General features: G+C 47.2%; 22 protein-coding genes and 1 riboswitch. Of the genes, 4 read left to right on the top strand and 18 right to left on the bottom strand.

Annotation, left to right across the window (positions count from 1 at the left end; all coding sequences use genetic code 11):
* Window positions 1–195 precede the first annotated feature (195 nt).
* A riboswitch (cyclic di-AMP (ydaO/yuaA leader) is annotated at window positions 196–353 on the top strand.
* Window positions 354–360: 7 nt separating this feature from the next.
* Complete coding sequence (locus ACUUHJ_RS03635; RefSeq protein WP_289676038.1) at window positions 361–948, top strand: CAP domain-containing protein; 588 nt, start codon at window positions 361–363, stop codon at window positions 946–948.
* A gap of 129 nt (window positions 949–1,077) precedes the next feature.
* Here ACUUHJ_RS03635 and ACUUHJ_RS03630 read toward each other — a convergent pair whose 3' ends face one another.
* From ACUUHJ_RS03630 to ACUUHJ_RS03605, 6 genes are all read right to left on the bottom strand, one after another.
* Complete coding sequence (locus ACUUHJ_RS03630; protein ID WP_472298264.1) at window positions 1,078–1,725, bottom strand: hypothetical protein; 648 nt, start codon at window positions 1,723–1,725, stop codon at window positions 1,078–1,080.
* A 125-nt stretch (window positions 1,726–1,850) separates the two neighbouring features.
* On the bottom strand, window positions 1,851–2,942 hold the full coding sequence (locus ACUUHJ_RS03625; protein WP_472298263.1) for a sensor histidine kinase: 1,092 nt from the start codon (window positions 2,940–2,942) through the stop codon (window positions 1,851–1,853).
* 46 nt (window positions 2,943–2,988) lie between these two features.
* Window positions 2,989–5,142 carry a serine racemase VanT catalytic subunit gene (gene vanT, locus ACUUHJ_RS03620; RefSeq protein WP_472298262.1) on the bottom strand — a complete coding sequence of 718 codons (2,154 nt, stop codon included), beginning with the start codon at window positions 5,140–5,142 and terminating at the stop codon, window positions 2,989–2,991.
* Window positions 5,129–5,926 carry a M15 family metallopeptidase gene (locus tag ACUUHJ_RS03615; protein ID WP_472298261.1) on the bottom strand — a complete coding sequence of 266 codons (798 nt, stop codon included), beginning with the start codon at window positions 5,924–5,926 and terminating at the stop codon, window positions 5,129–5,131. The genes vanT and ACUUHJ_RS03615 overlap by 14 nt, the downstream gene beginning before the upstream one ends.
* A 3-nt stretch (window positions 5,927–5,929) precedes the next feature.
* A complete protein-coding gene (vanG, locus tag ACUUHJ_RS03610) occupies window positions 5,930–6,982 on the bottom strand; it encodes a D-alanine--D-serine ligase VanG (protein WP_472298260.1) in 1,053 nt (350 codons plus the stop codon).
* A gap of 21 nt (window positions 6,983–7,003) precedes the next feature.
* Complete coding sequence (locus ACUUHJ_RS03605; protein WP_472298259.1) at window positions 7,004–7,864, bottom strand: M15 family metallopeptidase; 861 nt, start codon at window positions 7,862–7,864, stop codon at window positions 7,004–7,006.
* A 144-nt stretch (window positions 7,865–8,008) separates the two neighbouring features.
* Here ACUUHJ_RS03605 and ACUUHJ_RS03600 point away from each other — a divergent pair, with 144 nt between their 5' ends.
* Both ACUUHJ_RS03600 and ACUUHJ_RS03595 read left to right on the top strand, forming a co-directional pair.
* Window positions 8,009–8,956, top strand: coding sequence for a helix-turn-helix transcriptional regulator (locus ACUUHJ_RS03600; RefSeq protein WP_472298258.1), 948 nt, complete (start codon window positions 8,009–8,011; stop codon window positions 8,954–8,956).
* Window positions 8,957–9,020: 64 nt separating this feature from the next.
* Window positions 9,021–9,542 (top strand): DinB family protein, encoded by a 522-nt coding sequence (locus ACUUHJ_RS03595; RefSeq protein ID WP_012684327.1) that lies wholly within the window; start codon window positions 9,021–9,023, stop codon window positions 9,540–9,542.
* On the opposite strand, the gene ACUUHJ_RS03590 is transcribed toward ACUUHJ_RS03595, so the two are convergent.
* Window positions 9,539–10,315, bottom strand: a complete 777-nt coding sequence (locus ACUUHJ_RS03590) for a DUF169 domain-containing protein (protein ID WP_472298257.1) — start codon at window positions 10,313–10,315, stop codon at window positions 9,539–9,541. The two genes, ACUUHJ_RS03595 and ACUUHJ_RS03590, sit on opposite strands and share 4 nt — an antisense overlap.
* Before the next feature lie 206 nt (window positions 10,316–10,521).
* On the opposite strand from ACUUHJ_RS03590, the gene ACUUHJ_RS03585 reads away from it, so the two are divergent.
* A complete protein-coding gene (locus tag ACUUHJ_RS03585; RefSeq protein ID WP_472298256.1) occupies window positions 10,522–11,082 on the top strand; it encodes a hypothetical protein in 561 nt (186 codons plus the stop codon).
* A 63-nt stretch (window positions 11,083–11,145) separates the two neighbouring features.
* Here ACUUHJ_RS03585 and ACUUHJ_RS03580 read toward each other — a convergent pair whose 3' ends face one another.
* The 11 genes from ACUUHJ_RS03580 to ACUUHJ_RS03530 form a co-directional block, all read right to left on the bottom strand.
* A complete protein-coding gene (locus tag ACUUHJ_RS03580; RefSeq protein ID WP_472298255.1) occupies window positions 11,146–12,459 on the bottom strand; it encodes a VWA domain-containing protein in 1,314 nt (437 codons plus the stop codon).
* Window positions 12,460–12,494: 35 nt separating this feature from the next.
* Window positions 12,495–12,716 carry a hypothetical protein gene (locus ACUUHJ_RS03575; RefSeq protein WP_472298254.1) on the bottom strand — a complete coding sequence of 74 codons (222 nt, stop codon included), beginning with the start codon at window positions 12,714–12,716 and terminating at the stop codon, window positions 12,495–12,497.
* A gap of 25 nt (window positions 12,717–12,741) precedes the next feature.
* Complete coding sequence (locus ACUUHJ_RS03570) at window positions 12,742–12,924, bottom strand: hypothetical protein (protein WP_289676026.1); 183 nt, start codon at window positions 12,922–12,924, stop codon at window positions 12,742–12,744.
* Between the two features lie 26 nt (window positions 12,925–12,950).
* A complete protein-coding gene (locus ACUUHJ_RS03565) occupies window positions 12,951–13,619 on the bottom strand; it encodes a Tad domain-containing protein (RefSeq protein ID WP_289676025.1) in 669 nt (222 codons plus the stop codon).
* Window positions 13,620–14,021, bottom strand: coding sequence for a TadE/TadG family type IV pilus assembly protein (locus ACUUHJ_RS03560; RefSeq protein WP_472298253.1), 402 nt, complete (start codon window positions 14,019–14,021; stop codon window positions 13,620–13,622).
* Window positions 14,022–14,055: 34 nt separating this feature from the next.
* Complete coding sequence (locus ACUUHJ_RS03555; protein ID WP_472298252.1) at window positions 14,056–14,778, bottom strand: hypothetical protein; 723 nt, start codon at window positions 14,776–14,778, stop codon at window positions 14,056–14,058.
* A 23-nt stretch (window positions 14,779–14,801) separates the two neighbouring features.
* Complete coding sequence (locus ACUUHJ_RS03550; RefSeq protein ID WP_087342087.1) at window positions 14,802–15,656, bottom strand: hypothetical protein; 855 nt, start codon at window positions 15,654–15,656, stop codon at window positions 14,802–14,804.
* Window positions 15,657–15,671: 15 nt separating this feature from the next.
* Window positions 15,672–16,778 carry a hypothetical protein gene (locus ACUUHJ_RS03545; RefSeq protein WP_289676021.1) on the bottom strand — a complete coding sequence of 369 codons (1,107 nt, stop codon included), beginning with the start codon at window positions 16,776–16,778 and terminating at the stop codon, window positions 15,672–15,674.
* 30 nt (window positions 16,779–16,808) lie between these two features.
* Window positions 16,809–18,242, bottom strand: coding sequence for a vWA domain-containing protein (locus ACUUHJ_RS03540; protein ID WP_472298251.1), 1,434 nt, complete (start codon window positions 18,240–18,242; stop codon window positions 16,809–16,811).
* A 110-nt stretch (window positions 18,243–18,352) separates the two neighbouring features.
* Window positions 18,353–18,565: a hypothetical protein gene (locus tag ACUUHJ_RS03535; protein WP_016740291.1), complete on the bottom strand. Its 213-nt coding sequence runs from the start codon at window positions 18,563–18,565 to the stop codon at window positions 18,353–18,355.
* A gap of 109 nt (window positions 18,566–18,674) precedes the next feature.
* Window positions 18,675–19,610, bottom strand: a complete 936-nt coding sequence (locus tag ACUUHJ_RS03530; protein WP_472298250.1) for a type II secretion system F family protein — start codon at window positions 19,608–19,610, stop codon at window positions 18,675–18,677.
* Window positions 19,611–19,614: the final 4 nt, after the last annotated feature.

The following is a 19,614-nucleotide window of genomic DNA, read 5'->3' as shown; positions in this document are numbered from 1 at the left end:
TATTGTTCAGAGAAAATAAAGTATGAGACTGATGCTGTGAGGCGACACTGTCAGCGGGCTTGAACACATTGGCCACCTCATATTCGACGACTTGGCCGAGCAGCAGGCTTGCTTCATTCAAGAGATATTCTTATTAATCCTACCAAATTTTACGGGTTTCTTTCACCGGTGAATCTCTGTTATTCTAGGTCATGCCAAACAAAACAGCCGAAACTTCCTCTCGAATGGAAGTGCGGGGGATCTTTTTTACTTGCAGATGAGAGATCTGCATGGGGTGAATCGCCAAAGTGCGTAGGGTTGTTTCCTCAATCCGAATCCGTCAACTAACCTCGTAGGCCAAAAAAAGGAGACGATGTGAATATGAAACGCCTTGGTACTATTGCAATCGCAACATTGGGATTGGGATTTGTTCTTTCCGGCTTTTCTAACACAGCTTCTGCCGCTACCACATGTCCGCAATACGGATATCAACCATATATGCAACCTGTCCAACCGCAAATGCAAGCACCTTACGCAGCACCAGCGAATCAACAGCAGCCAGCTCAACAGCCAGTAAAACAAGCTAACCAACAAGTGGATGCTTCCTCTGTTGGGAAGCAAGTAACTGATTTGGTAAACCAAGAGCGTGCAAAAGCAGGTCTGAAGCCAGTGGAACTGGATGCTTCCCTGAACAAAGTTGCACAAGCAAAAGCGACTGATATGTCCAACAACAACTACTTTGACCATACAAGCCCTACGTATGGCTCTCCATTTGACATGATGAAACAATTCGGTGTATCTTCTATGACCGCGGGTGAGAACATCGCCATGGGTCAACACACCGCTGAGGAAGTCATGAACCAATGGATGAACAGTGAAGGACACCGTCAAAACATCATGAATCCTTCCTTCACCAAAATCGGTGTAGGCTTTGTGAATGGATACTGGGTACAAGAATTCATCGGATAATGAAATTAGATATAAATGCCGAGTCCTCTAGCGGGGACCCGGCTTTCTTGTTTTTTCCCAGCCTTGTCTGGAGTGGCCTTTGAACATCTATCAATCTCCGTGAAAAGCCAACAGCTAGCTTTATACGCTTTATTCAGATTTACTTCCCATTTCTAGTTCGTTTGTCTTTTCTTCAACCACCGATTCCGCACCTTCTCGAATTTTTTCTACAACTTCTCCAGATTTGAGTTGCCTGTGCGAAGGGAGATCTAAAAATGTAGAAGCACGTTGATCGAGCCACAAGCTTTCCTCACCTTCCCTATCAGTTGCAACGAAGATAAACCCACCTGAATAACTAAAGTACGTAATGTTTGCATCTTCCCCGAGTGTATTTTTCATGTTCTCGTAAAGGTCAAACAATTCAGGACCAGTTTTTTCACCACCAGCCATGATTGGCTCTGTATCTGTTGCTATAACGATACCTTTTACTTCATCCTCTTCCATAATGAACGAAAGTTTTTCATCCGTTGAAGATAGTAGTCCTTGCATATTCGTATCGTTATAGTTACGTATTTTATCCGCTTCTGGTAAAACAGCTCCCTGAATCGAAAAGTTTGACAGGGTTACATTCCTACTCGATTTGCTTAAGGGGTAGTTCTCTTGGTTACGTGCCTGTTCCATATTTTTATATGCCTGTAATGCTTCCTTATCCCCTTGGTTAATAGCCCCAGCCCAAGTAGCTGATGATATTCCAGCAACAATTAGCGCACCTATCAATGTCCATGTGTATTTATTCATAACTCCCCCAAAGTTAATTCACTTCGATACAGGAATATTATACCATTTTTTAAAATCTCTATGAATTATGAAATAAAAAAATGGAGACATTGAAGCATCTCCATTTTTTTACTTTTGCCATCATTTCATCCATACGGCAACCTGACCTCAAAACACGTATGAATCAAATCACTTTGGACAGAAATCGTTCCCCGATGCTTCTCGACGATATTTTTGGCAATAAACAAGCCGAGTCCTGTGCCTCCTCCTTGATGCGTTCGCGCTTTGTCGCCTGTAAAAAACATTTCAAAAATATGCGGCAGCGCCTCCTCAGGTATCTGGTCGCCGTAATTCATGATTTGCACAACCACTTCATCGCCCTCACGATAAGCGTTCAAATCGATAAACTGGCCATCGCCCCCGTAGCGTATCGCGTTGGTCAGGATATTCTCAAATACGCGTGCCAGCAGCTCCCCATCTCCCACGATCACTAATTGAGCAGCAACCGTACACCGCGCGACGAGCTCATTTTTCTCAAAGGAAGGATACATCTCCTCATTTAACTGGACAAGCAATTCACTCAAATCAATGGCCTTTTGCTCGATGGTAACCATGCCGTAATTCATTCTCGTAATTTCGAAGAGCTCATCAATCAGCTTTTCCAATCGATGCGACTTGGTAAAAGCAATTGTCACATAATGCCGCATCTGTTCTTGTGGCAACTGCTCATCTCGCAAAATGAGATCGAGATAACCCAAAACAGATGTCAGGGGTGTACGCAAGTCATGCGCCAGATTCAAAACAAGCTGATCCTTGCTGCTTTCGGCGAAATCTCCTCTTTCTACCGCCTGTTGTAGCATTTCGCTTGCTGTATTAATATCCTTGGCGATTTCTGCAAACTCATCATTGGATGGAATATGGACATGCCGTGTAAAGTCTCCACTCGCGAGATAATGAATGCCCGTAGAAATCTCCCGAAAGTAGCCAGCATACCGTTTGGTCAGGAGATAGAAAAACAAGATCGCAATGGGAGCAAAGACAATCAAAAAGAAATTGATATCCCCCATCTCCTTGATGAAATAGCGAACCTGGGCGAGCGGATCTTCGTACTTAACCCCCACCCGATAGTAAAACTGGAGCACTTTATAGAGCAGATAGGTTACTATACCGGCCAAAAGCATGCCAAACCCAAGAAGCCCAAGCATTTTGAAACGAAAGCTATGTCTCCCCTTCGCCATGGAAAAAATGAACCACTCCCTACCTATACTCGTTTTCGTCCAAAGATCAATCATGATAGACTCTTTTAACCCGTTCTCCCAAACGGCTTACCAGCTCGTTCGTAATGGTTTTACATTGTTGGGCCATTTCCTCGGCAGTAATCTCTTCTTCTTGATCTCTGCCGATAAAAGTCACAACATCCCCTTTTTGCACCTCTTCCATATCTGTGATATCTACAATAAGCTGATCCATGCAGACGAAGCCAATAATCGGTGGTCTTTTTCCTTTAATCAAGCAGGTAGCCCCCACTTGTGACAGCATGCGCGGAACCCCATCTGCATATCCGATGGATACGATGGCAATCTTAATGTCCTTCTGCGCTATGTGGGCGCGTCCGTAGCCCACGGATGCTCCTTTTTCCACCTGTTTCACCTGCACAACTCTTGCTTTTAGTGATAGCACAGGTCGTAGGTCGACGTTTGTTTTTACCTTGTCTCCCTGCTTGCTCAACATCCCGTAGAGAGCGATCCCCACCCGAGCATAATCGTATTGCAGCTCCCCGTAATTCAGTACGCCGTAACTGCTTTGGATGTGCAGCTTCTGTGGATCGATCCCCTTTTCTTTCAGCTGATCGATCACTTTTTGGAAACGGTCGATTTGATTTTTCGTGTATGCAATATCGGAAGCTTCCAAACTGTCAGCCACACTCAAATGCGTAAAGGTACCGCATACCTGCAAATGCTTATATCGATACATGGACGCAATTTTTTCCGTGTATTCCCAAGACTCCCCGAGTCTCCCCATCCCCGTGTCGATCTTGATATGAACAGGGATTTTCACGTTGTAGCCATTCAGTGTTTGAGCATATTCGTCATCTACTACGGTTTGTGTCAGTTTGAAACGGGCGATTTGGCGTATCCGACGCTCATCGGTATAGCCAAGCACCAGAATCTCCCCTTTTACGCCCTTCTTCCTTAGCTCGGTTCCTTCATCGATTGTGGCAACGGCGAAGTGATCAATTCCGAGCTTGTTTAAGAACCTCGCAATTTGCCATCCGCCGTGGCCATATGCCTGCGTCTTGACGACTGCCATCATCGCACAATCCTTGGGGAGAACCTGCTGGATTTCCCTGACATTATGTTGGAGATGCGGAAGATGGATATCAGCCCATGCTCGCCCAGTTTGATCCGGTTTTCCACCTCGAAAGCGCTGGATCGCCTTCATCGCCAGCACTGAAAGAACAAACGACAGCACTGTGACCAGCGTAAAGTGCACCAAGCTGTTTTCAACAAGCGGCCCTGTCAGTCCCGTTACTTTGGCTGCTGTGAGAATGAGCAAAATACACAGTGGATGGATGATATAAACATACAGGCTCAGCTTTCGCAGGATTGGGCAATTTTTTCCTTTCCAGAACAACAAAAGTTGAAAGAGAAAATACATGCATGGTATCAAAAAAATATACATACTGTCATGGCGTTGCAGCTGATAAGCTTGCAAAATCAAGCCTTCCATGACCAGCATGCTACCGAACAAAACAAACCCGATGGCATACGGTGCGACCTTGTTCTTTTTCCGTCTGCGGGTATTGGCAATCATCCCTCCCATGACAATAAACACAGGGGCAAAAAATATACCGTTCCGCGTGTAATCAAACAAAGTAAACATCAATTGGTAGATACTGTCCACGAACGGACTCATCTGTACCAAACCAAAGTAGCTGTCTCCCAATAACCCGATGCCATACAGCAGCAAAGTCATACAAAACGCATTCCATGTCGATAGTCTCGTATATAAAAAAGTACTGATACACACTCCCAGCATGATGCCAGGGAAATACCACAGATGATACATGGTCCCGTTAAACAAGAGGTCTTTCACTGCTGTAAATACAGTAAATCCATCCGTAAAATACCCCGCATACACATTCACAGGAAGATAGAGAAGGATCGAAAGCAAATATAGCTTTCCTACTTTCCATAAAAACTGCTTCAGCATAGACGCATTTTTGTTGCGATCTGAGCCAAGCTTTTGCATGAAGAAAAATCCTGTGCACATAAAGAAAAACGGAACTGCCACTCTGGCTATTGTTTGTCTCAGTGTGAAGTCAGCCCATTCACTTATGGATAGCAGTGGAAAAGTATGGATGGCGATAACAAGAATCGCTGCAATGATTCCGAATCGATCCAGCCCGCCATACTGCTTTTCACTACCCACGTTCATTACGTGCCTCCTGATGAAATACCGTAATGATAAATCCATCCACGTTGTTGCCCGATATTTCGTAGCGCTCACCAGCCACAACCGGGATGTGCGTAACTGTATCGGTAGCTTTTACATAGTAGATTTCCATGTTCTCATCATCTACTCGGAAATGCTCCTGATAGAATTCGTAGTTTTTCACATACTCGATATACTCTTCCAGACAAAGCTGAAGCTTTTGCATCAACACAGCATGCGGATAGCCCACATACCGAAAATGCCAAGGCTCATCCGAAATCCCTGTTCGCTGTTCTTTGTCTTTGTCGTAGCGTTTGATAAACCCATATTGACTAGCGCGCTGTCGAAACATTCGGCATACGCCGTGATCGGGAAAAGAAGGGCAAATAAAATCGATTACTTCCTTTTTCTCCCCTACATCTATCGCAAGCCCTGTCTGATGCTCGCTTTCATTCGGACGCGCTACAAATTTACTGGTAAACACCTGTCCATTTTCGAGCAAGGATTGATCATAAATATCCGTTTGTTCCGCCTTACTGCGAAAGCCACTGACAGGCACGATTGCATTTTCTGCGTTGCAGGCTTTCAGCAGCTTGGCAAACATCTTTGCAGCCGTATTTTCCAGCATCATATTGTTGTGCGCTCCATCAATCAGCCGCATGCGGTTCAGCAGAATACCGTCGTCTGTTTGCCAGCGGATTGGGTACTGGCGATTCACCAAGATCAGATGACCGTGATGCAGATTGTCGCTGTTCAACGTAACCGTAAAGACGTGAGGTTGTGTCATCGGTTAGTCCTCCTCCAACGCTAGCATAATCAACGTATCAAGAAGCTCCTTATAGGAAATCCCCGCAGCACACAGCATGCTTGGATACCTGCTCTTCGAGGTAAAGCCGGGGATCGTATTCACTTCGTTAAACACGATATCCCCGTCTGGTGTGACGAACATATCCACGCGAGCGAAGCCACGACAGCCAAAAACCTGATAAAGATGGGTCGCTGTTTGCTTGATTTTATGAGCGAGCTCTTCGTCAATTCTTGCTGGGACATGGATATGGGCCGTCTCCAATGAATACTTTTCAGTATAATCGAAGAAGCCTTGGAGCAATTCGATCTCATCCACTTCCCCCACAATGACCTCACGATTTCCCAGTACCGCGCAGCCCACCTCAAATCCTGTGATGTTTTCCTCGATGACTACCTTGTCATCATGCTGGAGGGCGTTTTCTATCCCGAAGAACAATTCTGATAGGCTGTATGCTTTCGTAATCCCAATGGAGGACCCTGCCTTTGCCGGTTTGACATACAAAGGAAATCCCAGTGGTTCGGTGGCAGATTGAACAGTTGCAAGATCCGTATTTGGATAAACGGTAACGGATCTTGGCGTTTTGATACCGGAGCTTTCCGCCAACGTGTGAGCGATATCCTTATCCATACAAATCGCAGAGGATAGCGTGTGACAACCGACAAAAAGAATTCCGGCGAGCTCCAATAGCCCTTGCACCGTTCCATCCTCTCCGTTTTTGCCATGCAAAATCGGGAATACCACATCAACCTTCGTGACCGTCATGGCGCCGTTCTCCTGTGTAACAATTCCCCGCACCTGTCTGCAAGGAGAGAGAAAGGCCGGCACACACGTCTCACTTTGATGCCAACTGTCATTCCGAATGCTTTCGATGTTACCGGTATATCGTAGCCATTGCCCTTCCCTCGTAATTCCTAGCAAAATCACCTCGTACTTTTCCAGACACAAGCTCTCCAGCACCGAACTCGTAGATTTAAGGGATACTTTATACTCTGAGGAGCATCCCCCAAACAAAATCGCGACAGTCAATTTCTTCATTAGATTCACTCCTTCTTTTCTTTAGTTCACGTAGCTTGTTACAATCACGCCGCCTATGTTGTCACCCGAAATCTCGTAGTTGCTCGAAATCGGTACTTTGATCATCATCTCTTCATTGACAGGGTAGTAGTTAATTTCGTAGATCTTCCCTTCGTTTGTCACGGAGATACTTCTTTTGTCTTTTAGATAGTCCAAGTATTCTTCCAGCGAAAAGTTATTCTCCTTCATGATCGCGCTATGCGGCAAGCCGACATATCGGAAATGCCAAGGCTCAAATACCGTTCCTGTAATGGCTACCTTGTCTTTCGGGTAGCGCAAAATAAAACCGTATTTCCACGAATGATCTTCCAGCCACTTGCCTTCAGGGGCGTGCTCCATTTTCATTTGTGTCGATCCAATATCCAGCGCGGAACCTACATTATGTTCGCTATAACCGCTTGGCATCGCGATCGCTGGCCCCATTTCTTCATACAGCTTCTCTTGTTCTTCCTTACCTCGATAACCGCTGTTCAGGATAAAGTGACTCACGTTATCTTGTTGTGCAGCTTTGACCATCTCCAAGAATACTTTGGCTACATGCTCCGACACTTCGAGTCTATGATCGAGCAAAGTGTAGCCTTGTAACAGTTCTTCATGCTTAGACAACCGAATCACATCGTTTTTTACCCCTGCCTCATGAACCGGATAGTCTTTATTGACCAAGAGAAGATCTCCCTGATAAATTTGATCTTTTGTTATTTGTATCGATTGGTACTCCACACCGGTAGCCTCGCTCACTGTTTCCATACGTCCTCCAACATTAGGTGGGCTTTCTGTTATTTTTTGGAAAACGATATATCCAAACAGCGATAAAATGACAAGCCAAAAAACCCTCTTTTTCATTCACAGCTTCCTCCTTCACTTACACAACTAGGATAGGGAAAACTGTTAAAATAAAAAGTAGGGTAAATCTAAAATAATTTTAAAGATGTCCAATCATTTTTATAAAGTTGCTTAGCTGGATAGAGAGGAGGTCAGTAGCCTAGTATGAACAAAACAGACCGTCTGTTGGCAATCGTTCTGGAATTGCAGCGAAAAGGTACGTTGCGCGCAGAAGATTTGGCCGCGACTTTCGAGACGAGCGTCCGAACGATTTATCGTGATATGCAGGCATTGAGCGAAGCAGGCGTCCCCATCGTTGGGGCACCGGGTCAGGGCTACTCGTTAATGGAAGGGTATTTTCTTCCACCCGTCAGCTTTTCGGTAGAAGAAGCCGTTGCACTTTTGATCGGAGCAGACTTGGTCGAGCAAGCATTTGACCAAAACTTTGGAAATGGCGCAAGAGCCGTGCAACGAAAAGTCGAAGCGATCCTGTCTGCGGATGTAGGCGAACAAACCAGACGTATCCGTTCAACCTTTCGCCTCGTAAGCCCCAGAGCAAACAATCTGCGCGAACAGGAAAAAGCGCATGCGCAGCTCCTCCACGATGCGATCATTAGTGAGCGTAAAGTGCGGTTCCGCTATCGGAGGGGCACGCCTGGGGAGAGTGACGATCGGGAAACAGTTCGTGATGTTGCTCCATATGGTCTCGTGCTGGTTCGTGGTTCTTGGACACTGCTCGCTCATTGCGATCTGCGACAGGATATTCGTCGATTCCGCCTGTCCCGCATGAGCGGCCTGATCGTTTTGGAAGAGCGCTTTATCCTCCCTGACCATTTTCATTTTGCTGATTACAAGCCTCTCGACGATCGGTATGTGGAGGTACAGATCGTCATCAGCCCAACTATCGCTGATCGGGTAAAAGAATCGGGCTATTTTTTTATCGAAGAAATTACAGAGCATCCGGACGGCTTTCTCGTTAGATTGCGCGTCAGACAAATCGAAGAAATATTGTCTTGGGTACTTGGGTTGGGGGCAGATGCTGTTGTTCTTACGCCTGAATCCTTGCGTAGCCGAATACGCGAAGAAGCCCAAAAATTATTCGAACGCTACTGACATACTGCTGTCAGTAGCGTTCGAATATGATAAGAGCAAGAAACCAAGAGGAGCTGATTCGCCCATGAATACAAAAGAAATCGTAACCAAATTCGAAGACGTGACAAACCACTACCTGCATGAATTAGAGGGCTTCACCATGGAACAACTCTTGCAAAAGCCAAGTGAAGAGGAATGGTCGATCGGTCAAATGTACCTTCACTTGATCCAATCTGCCCGGTATTTTCATCTGGGAAATGTCGAGAAGTGTAGACAAGGAGGTCCTGCTGTCACAGAAGCAGGTGCCCAAAAATCTGAGATCGGGCAGACGATATTTGCTCAAGGTTCCTTTCTTCCCGTTCGCGTGAAAGTCCCTGCCTCCCCGGAGTACACACCTGCACAACCAGAGAGTAAGGAGCAATTGCGTGATGGACTCATCAGCGTGCTCGCACAAATGAAGGAACTGGAACCAACTCTGGACGAAATTCCTGTGCATCACACGGTGGCTCACCCAGCCTTCGGTTCGCTTACCGCAAAGGAATGGTTTGCCGTGGTAGAAATGCACTATCGCCATCACCTGCTCCAGCTCAACCGACTGAAGGGTTAGTTTTTTTCTCCAAACATCCCCGCAAGCTTTTGATAGGTCGGCGGAAACTCTGCTTGATAGCGCAAGAAGGACGGGATCGGATAGCGGATTCCGCCTTTTTGCGTTCCCACTAATCCCTCTACCAGCTCGGCGGCATCGCGAAAATGAAAGCTGAAGGCCATCTCATGATCCTGTGTCTGGGCAAACAATCTGTCGCCATAACACGGAACGATCACTTGCGGCTGTCCCGTCTGGATCGGCTTGATCGCGATGTCCGCACAGTCGGCCCGACTGGAAAAGGTAGAAGGTATCGATCCACCGCGCTTGTACAGCATCCCCGCCACCAATCGCATGACCTGTGCCGCATTGCCGTAAATCACGACGACATCCGGCTCAATCTCTGCCCGCTCCAGCGGAAACGATACGTAGTAGCCGCTTTCTTCTGCTGAAAATTTCGGGACATCCAGCTCGCTTTTCGCCCCATTTTCCAATGAATCTGTATACATCCCACAGGCGAGATGACCCTCTGTATAAAACGCCGGCTGCTCTTCATACCCAAAAGCCACCTGCGCGATCGGACAGGACAGATCGGCTCCATTCATCGCGATACTCCAGCCATAACGCCGGGAAAAACCGACAGCTTGGCAAATGGTAATTGGATAACCCAGATCACGGACAGGGCGCTTTGCCTTTGACGGCAGGGCGGCTTCTTCTTTTTGGATGCTAACTCCCACAGGAAAGGTCTCGGTCCTCACATACATTTGAAGCGCTTGATTCAGCTCGATGGCGTTCATTCCCTTTTCCCCCTCGTTTTTCACATTCACCGCTTATACTCGGAATCTTTCGTCTTTTTCACCCAAAGTCCTGTCACTCCCTGCATTTTTTCCAAGCTTACAACATCGTAAGGTAATGGAAAGGTTTATCGATAGGGAGTCGAAACGATCCCTGTTAGGATAAAAGAAGACTACACGTATTACTTGGGATGGCTGGAGGGTTCACAATGAAAAAGTTGGCATGGCTGGGCACGGCGCTTCTCGTCTTTCTGTTAATGGGATGCTCCTCCAGCTCACCAGATACAGTGCAAGGGCTCGGAAAAGAAGAAGCGGGGCAAATCGCTGCCGCCGCTGTTAGACAATATTATCAGGTGGATGTTGATACGACTGATCGGGAAATCACGCTGGAGGACCCAGCCAATTCGGTATACAGAGGTGTACCTGTTCACGCCATACTAAAACGCGAACCTGTGAATGGCGATGTCCATGGCTTTCACGCGATCATCGAACCGAGGTCAAAGCAAATCCTTTCCCTGTCGATTGACGTTATTGGAATAAACGGAGAAATAGCGACAAAAACGATGACAGAAGCAGATTTGGAAAAGACGGCATCTGATTTCATCCGCTCGAAAAACCTGCTTGCGGCAAACAGCTTCCAATTGGTGAAAGCTTCTGACGCTCATTCCAATGACGCCAAGCGTTACTTTTATTACACAGATGGCCTAAATGACGTGGCAATCGGAGTGGACCCAAGCCTGAAACAGGTCGTTACGTTCACGTATGATTGACGGCACCCTAAACCTTACCCTTTCCATTTACAGTGGGTTCTCCGTTGCGAGAACCCATTGCTGTTAGTTTCCGCTGTATTTATCCTCAATTTCCTCTCTCATTTCCTGATAGGTCTCGGTTGTGAGACTCACCAAGTAATTGGTAAGCTCCTCCTTGGACTGTGTAGCCAACGCTTCTCTTTCTTGCCTTTTCCTAGTAAGGTACTCCCTCGCCTCATTGCCAATCTTGCCACTCGCAGATAAATACTCGATCGCCATTCCAATATTCAGGCTCTCCCGCCAGTTTTTCTCGTACCAGTCCCGGTCGTAAGCATCCACCCATTTTTTGCGGTCGATCAAGACAGCGTCAGCTTCTGTCAATGCATCCCGTTTCCACTGCTCCCACTTCTGGGCGATTTCTTTCGCACGTTCCAGCTCTTGCTTGAACTGCTCACGGTTCGTCACATTTGCATACAGACCTTCTGAAGCGTGGGCAATCTCCTTCAATTGCTTCTGCCCTTCTGCATTCACGTCAAAGCCAATGACGTTCAACAACGGCATAATTTTGGATTGGGACAATTCCTTGGCTACTTCCATTGGATTGCCATCACAAGTCTCGATACCATCACTGACCAGGTAGATGACATTCGTGTTTTTATCCGCTTCGAATCCCGCCAAATCCTCCTGTGCGAGACGCAAGGAGTGCGCAATGGATGTCCAGCCCGTCGGCTCAAACATGTCGAGTGCTTGCTCAAGTCTTTTCGCATCGTAGGCTTGCAATGGATAGACCATCTCACTGCTGCCACAGGAAAGCTGCTTATGTTCATCAGCATTGCTCCCCTTATGACCATATACGCGCAACGAGATTCTGGCTTCTTCAGGCAGTGCTTCCGCGAATTCCTGGATCGCTTCCTTGGCGAGCTGCATTTTCGTTTTGTCCCCAATTTTCCCGGCCATACTGCCACTCGCATCCAGGATGATTTCTACGTTGAAATTTTCTCGAAACTGAAAGCGGGCATCCTCGATGTCTGGACTCCCATACGAAGCCATTCTCCAGCGGTCTACAACCATCTGGGGACTGAGGTAATCCTCCGCGAACAGGGTGAGCAGTTGATTCCAGTACAAATCCAAGTAAGCATCATTCATCCCGTCGACCAGGGTAGGCATTTTATCCAAAACCTGTATGATCTGCGCTCGATGCGGATAAGCTGCGTGGAAAAATTGCGTGCCAGCAAGCGGTCCAGGCTGTGAAGCAATCAATTCCTGTGTCGTCTGCGGCCATTGATTCTGCCCGATCCCTGTACCCGCTCCTATTGCGCCCATTGAACAGCCAGAAAGCAGCAGCATGATCATGATGCTGTTGATCAAGAGCGACATCCGCATTTTGGTGTTACCCATTCGGTCATATCCTCCTTGCCTTGTTGCCTTGCTGATTAGATCGCCGCGTTTTTCTTTCGGATGAACGCCAGATGATTTCTTTTGATAAAAGGCATACCGACCGCGAGGATGAGCAGCTGCAACGGGAACTTCGATAAAATGAGCCGATGATCGTAGCTGGTACGATCAAGGCGTAGAAGTAAATCATCATGTATCGCCAAAAGCGCTGCCAGCTTCGTTCCTGTCTGGACATGGCTTACACCTTCCTTCTCGTTCACTTGATCATCACCGACTCATTTCTTTTCAACACAAATGTTCCATGCCAGCCTGTTCAATGTACGGAAGGGCAAACATAAAAAAGAGCAGCGCATACGGGAGTTTTTCCCCCAACGCCATGAACAGACAGGACATCGGCAGGAAAACGCCATAGATGATCACCGTCACTACATTCCAGAATCGCTGCATTTTTTGTAGCTTGCTTGTCATGCCATTTCCTCCAATGTTCGCCGTTCCTACATAGGAATATGCAGATTCACCCATCCGCTTACTTCATCAATAAAACCGATCCGTCTGCTTTCGCCTGTCTGGTAGATTTGCTCGGAATAGGCAGGAATGAAGTCAAACCCCATCGATTCCGCTTCGTACTTTACAGAAGTTGTTACTTCAATCCGATTGTCACTGTTGAACAATTTGACAGACGAACCGCTTAGCGTTGCCTTGTTATCCGATAGCACTTTGGTAACCACTCCAGGAATTCTGCTAGTTGCATTCTGTAAGCCTGCATAGACATAAAACTGCAGCTCAGGATTACCAGGCAATGCACTGCTTAAAGCCAAGTCAATCGCTCCGTATTTTATCTCGCTCGCGGCCCAATCCGGATGCGAAGCCTTCAACTGACTCGTCGCAGCTACCACTCTTGGCCAGACAAAATTAGGATTTTTCAGCCTTGTGATCGACGTATCATATGCCTTAATAGCCACGATCATCTCATCATAAATATCCTTCACCGCCGCAATACTCGCCTGCTGCGCACTGTTCGACGCCTGCTCCTTGTCTACAAAGACGGTCGAAAAGTTAAAAAGTGCCACAAACACCAGCATGAACATAAACCAGTAAATCGTCAGGGTGAAGATCGTCATATTTCCACGTTCATTTTGCAAGTGACGCAGTATACGTACCATCTAGTTCATCACCCTGCTCTTCATTTCTCGATCAAAGGAGATATATCGGTCTTCCTTCTCGATATATAGCCAGTCAGGGAGAAACGCCAGTTCCATCTGTACGCCGACCTTGGCGGTAAAATATCCGCTACCATTCCCCGTGATATCACAATCATTAAAGGAAATGTAGCCTCCTGCCGCATTCACCACGTTTTTGGCAGCTTGCATGGCTTCTCCCGAATTACCCGTTATGGCGTACACCTTCGCCGCCTCATTTGCCGCCGACTGAGAGATAATTACACCGTAGACGCCCACAAGAAACTGCCAGCAAATCAGCATGATCAGAAAGACGAACGGCAGTATGGCGATAAACTCTATGGTGACCGAGCCCTTTTCATTGGAAACGATCCTCTTTAGGCGCATTCTTCGCTCATCTCCTCTCGAACTTATTTGCAAGCTACCTTTCATCGAGCAGCAATCCCGCTGCTACAGCTGCTTCCGCTCTTGCCGCCTCGTCCTTCCATTTATTGACGTACATCATGAACATGACCGCAAAAAACGGAAGAACAATCACATTGAGCAACAACTCAATAAACATAACCGCCCCGAAGGTCGCCGTAATCGACGTGACGAGGAACAAGCCCGCCATACTGATTAGCCATTCCACCACGCTCACCAGTAGCAACAGGCCAAAGATTTGGAAGAAATGCTTTTTACCCATTTCCATGGCTGCTCGCCAAGAGCGCCAAGCCGATTGTTTTTTCAGCACCACAAAAAACGGCGTCAAATAGAACAAGACCATCAGAATCAACCCAGGTATCATGAACAGCATCATTCCTATAGAGACAAGAAAACTAAACACGATCCCAAATACGAATACGGAAAAGCTGTGTTCAAAAAAAGTCCGAAATGCCTTACGAATCGGACGCTCATCGCCGTCCAGATCACTTTGAACATACTGGGCAAAAGGGATCTGGAGGATCAGCAAAAACAGAAGCAGTAAAAACAGATTGAAAAAACTTGCGACGAATTTGGCGCCCGTGATCGCCGCAATCAAATTCAGGTAGTTCAGCGTAAAATTGTGGATGATAAAAAATGGAACCACGAGCACGGCGGACAAGAGCAGCAAAGATTCGATGTTCCGTGCATAAAAACGAATGCTTTCTTTGAAGGGGTGCATATGGGTTTCTCTCACCTTTCCTGTTATGGGTTTCGCAGTTTATCCATCAGCCCGTTTTCCAGGATGGTCATATTAAGCTTCTCGTGGGCCTCCCGCAACTGTTCAACCGAATGGAAAGACTCATGTTTCCCTGTCGTATGCGTCTCAAAGCCTTTCACGGATTCATCGGCAATATTTCGTAGTGTTTTGTCTTTGTAAACGGAGAGCAAGTCGCTCAGCTTTTTTCGTTTCTGCTCCTGTACCCGATCCAGTTCTATTCGATTGGACTGGAAAAGCTGGTAAAGCCGATCCACCGAGTCTTTGATCAGCACCTGCTTGCGAATGCGATCATACAAAATGTAGTCGGATTCAAACAAAACATCCCGCAATGCGGTTTCTTCTCCCGCGATGACGTAGTTGCGCGCGAAAAATTGATTGAGCAGATCCATCCCTCGAGTATAAATGGCACGCAGCTGGTCCCGGCTTTCCATCATGGTTTTGCAAACGTCGATCAGCTTCTCTGCATCTTGCCGAAGCACCGTGTCCATCTTATCCTGGTAGCTGGGCAAAAGCGCCCTCAGATACTCGTATTTTTGCTCATACATCTCGATCGGCTTCTCTTTATCCATGGCCAGATTGTTCTTAATCTTGCGTCCCGCATGTGCATGCACCAAAAACAGCTTCACGACAGGCTCAGCTTCATGGCGGCGAACTACTTCACCATCCGGTCGCAGCACCAGGTACCCGACAGCGTCTTTTTTCCCCCATTTCCAGTACGCTACATGGTAGTAATATTGTCCGTTTACGTAGGCCGGGTAGTTATACAGCTCTGTCCTCTCTAAAAAACGCTTATTCCGCTCGATTTGAGCCTGAACCTGTGGTGTATTCACGACTTTCATAAGCAAGGACCTCCGTTACGCAAATAAGGATTTCACCCAGCCAACAGCTTTGCCGACCCCATCCCGGATTCCACGTGTAATCGCTCCTCCGGCTAGCTTGTCAGCGTACTTCACGAGTTTGCTCAATCCCCACAAAACCGCACCGGTGACAACAAGCACTCCACCTACGGCCTGCCCACCTGGTATGACGGAAGCAATGACACCTGCATCCATCAGCACACTGCCGAAATTACCGACGCCATCCACAAATTTCTCATTTTGCGTGGTTTCATTCTGGCTCGGATCAAACGCCATGCCAAAGGTGCCGACCGTATCCATGATGTCAAACGGAAGGCTGATCGCTGCTACACCCACATTTAAACCTTTCACGATTCCCGGCATTCTGACGCCGGACGGATTTGCCGAATTCGTCAGCTGACCACCTTGGAAAATATCGCGAAAACTGTTATTCGGCAATTGTGCCAACACAAATTGATAGTTGCCCCATGCGCTCATCCCGTCGAGTGAATCGACACCCAAGCCAGTTACCGTGTTTACATAGGGCGTATTCTTGAAGGCAAGATCAAGGCCTTTTATCGCCAGATCTCCCAAGAACATGCCTTTGCCACGAAGTCCCGCTGCCATGTCTACTTCGCCATTCATAAGCAAATCGGCGCTATACGCCAGCGTACCGCCCATGACGTCCTTGAACGTCCATTTGACTGCACCGTATTCAAGCGTCTCCGTCATCGGTTTCGAACCGTCAGAGTTTGCGCTGGGTGGCTGCATTTCTATATTCGTTGTCGGGGCGTTTGCGTTTGGCGCTTGCGGGTTCGGTTGATTGACATTTGGCGCTTGCAGGTCCGGTTGATTGACGTTTGGAGCCTGAAGATTTGGCTGCTGCCAGTTCGGCGCCTGCATGTTCGGTGCCTGCAGATTCGGCTGCTCCCAGTTTGGTGCCTGCACATTCGGCTGTTCCCAGTTTGGCGCCTGCATGTTCGGTTGCTGCCAATTTGGCGCATTGTAATTCGGCGCTTGCAGGTTAACAGATGATGCCAGAGCCGCAAGCGGAAGCAAATTCATCAAAAGAATCAGAAAAGCAAAGGTAGCCGCTGCAATTGGGCCTCTAATCCATTTCCTCACTTCACAAACCTCCTTTTGGAGATTTCGACTTTAGTTCGTTTTCGTATTCTGAGCAAACTTCTTGTTTATCGCATTCACGGTTTCCTTAAAGGACTTATCGTTCAAGGAATCCAGAAAGTCCTCCAATTCGTCCGCCTTTTTCTTGGCTATATCCTTCTGTTCGTCCTTCATGGTTCGGAGACGATTGGCAAGTTCATCCGGAATCATGTCATCCGCACCCATGGTCGTAATGGCAGAATTCATATTGTAGCTTTCATCGCCAGCAATGATTCTCCAGTCTGCTGCAAACGAACTGATGTCTGTCTTACGTGATATGCGCGTGTCAAAAGCCTGATAGGACGCATCTGCTTTCCACTTTTTCCATTTGTCTGCAATCTCTTTCCCACGATTGAATTCTTCCTGTAATTCTTTTTGATCCTGAATCAGTACGTAGCGTCCTCCTGCTGCCTTGGCCACTTCTTTTAGCTGTTGCTGCCCTGGGCCGTCCACGCCAAAACCAATTACGTTAATAATCGGAGTAATCGCTGATTGGGAAAGTTGTTTTGCTACTTCGGCGGGGTCTCCGCCGCATGTTTCGATTCCGTCGCTAACCAGGTAAATCATATTGGTGTTTTTGTCCCCTGAAAATTTGCTCAAATCCTTCATGGCTTCCTGCAAGGAGTAGGCAATCGGGGTATATCCCGCAGGCTGAAACTGATTCAAGGAGCTCTGTAGTTTTTCTTTGTTGTAAGACTGCATTCCGTATACCAACTCACTGCTGCCGCAGGAGAGCGCTTTATCCGACTCTTTCCCGCTGCCCTTATGTCCGTATACGCGCAGAGCCACATTGGCCTGTGGCGGCAATGATTCAGCAAAGGCTTTGATGGCATCTTTGGCAGCCTCCATCCTCGTCTTGCCGTTCGCCATTGCACCCATGCTGCCACTTGCGTCAAGAATAATCTCCACATTGTAGTTTTCCTTGTACTGGTAGCGAGGATCTTCGATTTCCGGACTTCCGAAATAATCTATCTTCATATCATCAATAATTTGTTGCGGATCGGGATAGCTCTCCGCGAACAAACCTAAGAGGGCAAGGTAATACAGATTCGTGATTTCTTCGTCTGGATTTTCAATATAAGGGAATTTCTTCAGTTCCGTTTCTATCTCTTCCTTGTTGTCGTCATACGACTTCCCCGCAAAAAGCCCAGGAGGAGTGTTCAAAAAATCCTCTGTTGTTTCCCGTTTTAGCACGAGGCCAGCCTTTACCATTGCCTCCAACGCTTTTATTTTTTCTTCTCTGCTCAACTCAGTGTTCGTTTCACCAGTCTTGTCTGGAGGCTGTTGTGTTTCTGTGCCTGATGGAACAGAGGGTGGCCGCCCATCCGTGGTCTGTGGAGTTTCCGGTTGATTTCCTGCCTCTTGTGAACATGCCGTTAGCAGGCTAAATAGGAGGATGGCCGCAATAATTCCCTTCACAAATCTCATCGACTGCTACCTCCTGTTTCCTACAGATTTACTATGTATGTGTGGCGGTGAAGGAAAGCCCTTCACCGCCAACTTTTCCAACGTTTGTAATCAAACAACATTCACTCAGATTACTTCCCATCCAAGTCTCCGATGATATTGCCAAGCGTTTCACCAATTGATTTTCCCACACCATCAGGATTACCTTTGAAGTAAGTGATTACTGCTCCAAATACGGCTATCACCACACCTGCCAGCGCGATCCATTCAATGGCTTGAGCACCTTTCTGATTTTGCAGAGCCCCTTGGACTTTTACATACAGTTTTTGCATCATGGTTTTCATAAAAAATCTTCTCCCCTCATGGTTAAAATGAATTTGATAAGACATATTGTTTACATTACTCATCCCATCTTTGTGACGGGCATCACCTCCCATAAAGTCAAAACATACATTATGGCATGATGCCAGAGAACAAATCGAGGTTCTCTAAAATATTCAATACCATCAAACCGCCAATCAGAATAATCGCTGTAGGAGTCACGACAAACGTGGTGATCAAGGTTACTTTTGGCGACGCCTTTGCCGCCTTTTCCTTGATCAGCTCTTTACGGATTCTTCGCATGTTTTCGGCCTGTGCCTTGAACGTGACGGCAATCGGTACTCCCAGGCGCATCCCCTGAATGAGCGCTTTGATCAGCATTTGAAACTCCGGATTATCGTTGCGTCGAAGCAGTTGTTCATACGCTTTTTCCCTCTGTACACCCAGATCCAGCTCTTGATTGAAACGGGAAAACTCTTCCCGAATCGGTCCGTCAAAAAACTTGATGACTTCGCGCAATGCCTGATCGAGACTTACCCCCGCTTGCAGGGTGACGCTTACGGTGTCGAGAAATTCCGGCAGGTCATAACGAAGCTGATTTTGACGATCCCGGGCTTTGTTCTTCAGCAAAAGGATGGGCAGAAAGTATCCAATCAACGGCCATGCGATCAGGCCCAGATGCGACAAGGGAAAGCCAAGAATGAAAAACAGCACGCCGGCAATGATGCCGAGCAAAGCCATGAATATTTTGACTCCTTGAAATTGGGCAACTGTCAAATCTAGCGGGCGTCCAGCCTTCAGGAGCCAGTCCTCAACCTCATGTGACTCACTAAAAAAGTTGATGCGCTGACCCATGACCGCATAGTCGTCTCCATACCGAAGCATGCGTTTGACCAGACGTTCGGATGAGGTTTCCTTCTTGCGCACTCCGTAGTTTTTGTGTCCGGTCACCTCATGGACATGTGTGAGCAGTTTTTGCTTCTCGATGGAGTAGCGATACCACTCCTTCAGACAGATGGCGAACAGCAAGAGAAACAAGAACACGCATGTAATTATGAGAGCATCCATGTTT

The organism is Brevibacillus schisleri (genome assembly GCF_055685845.1).
The sequence above is the reverse complement of the archived record's forward strand: the minus strand, read 5'-3'. Positions and strand labels throughout refer to the sequence as shown.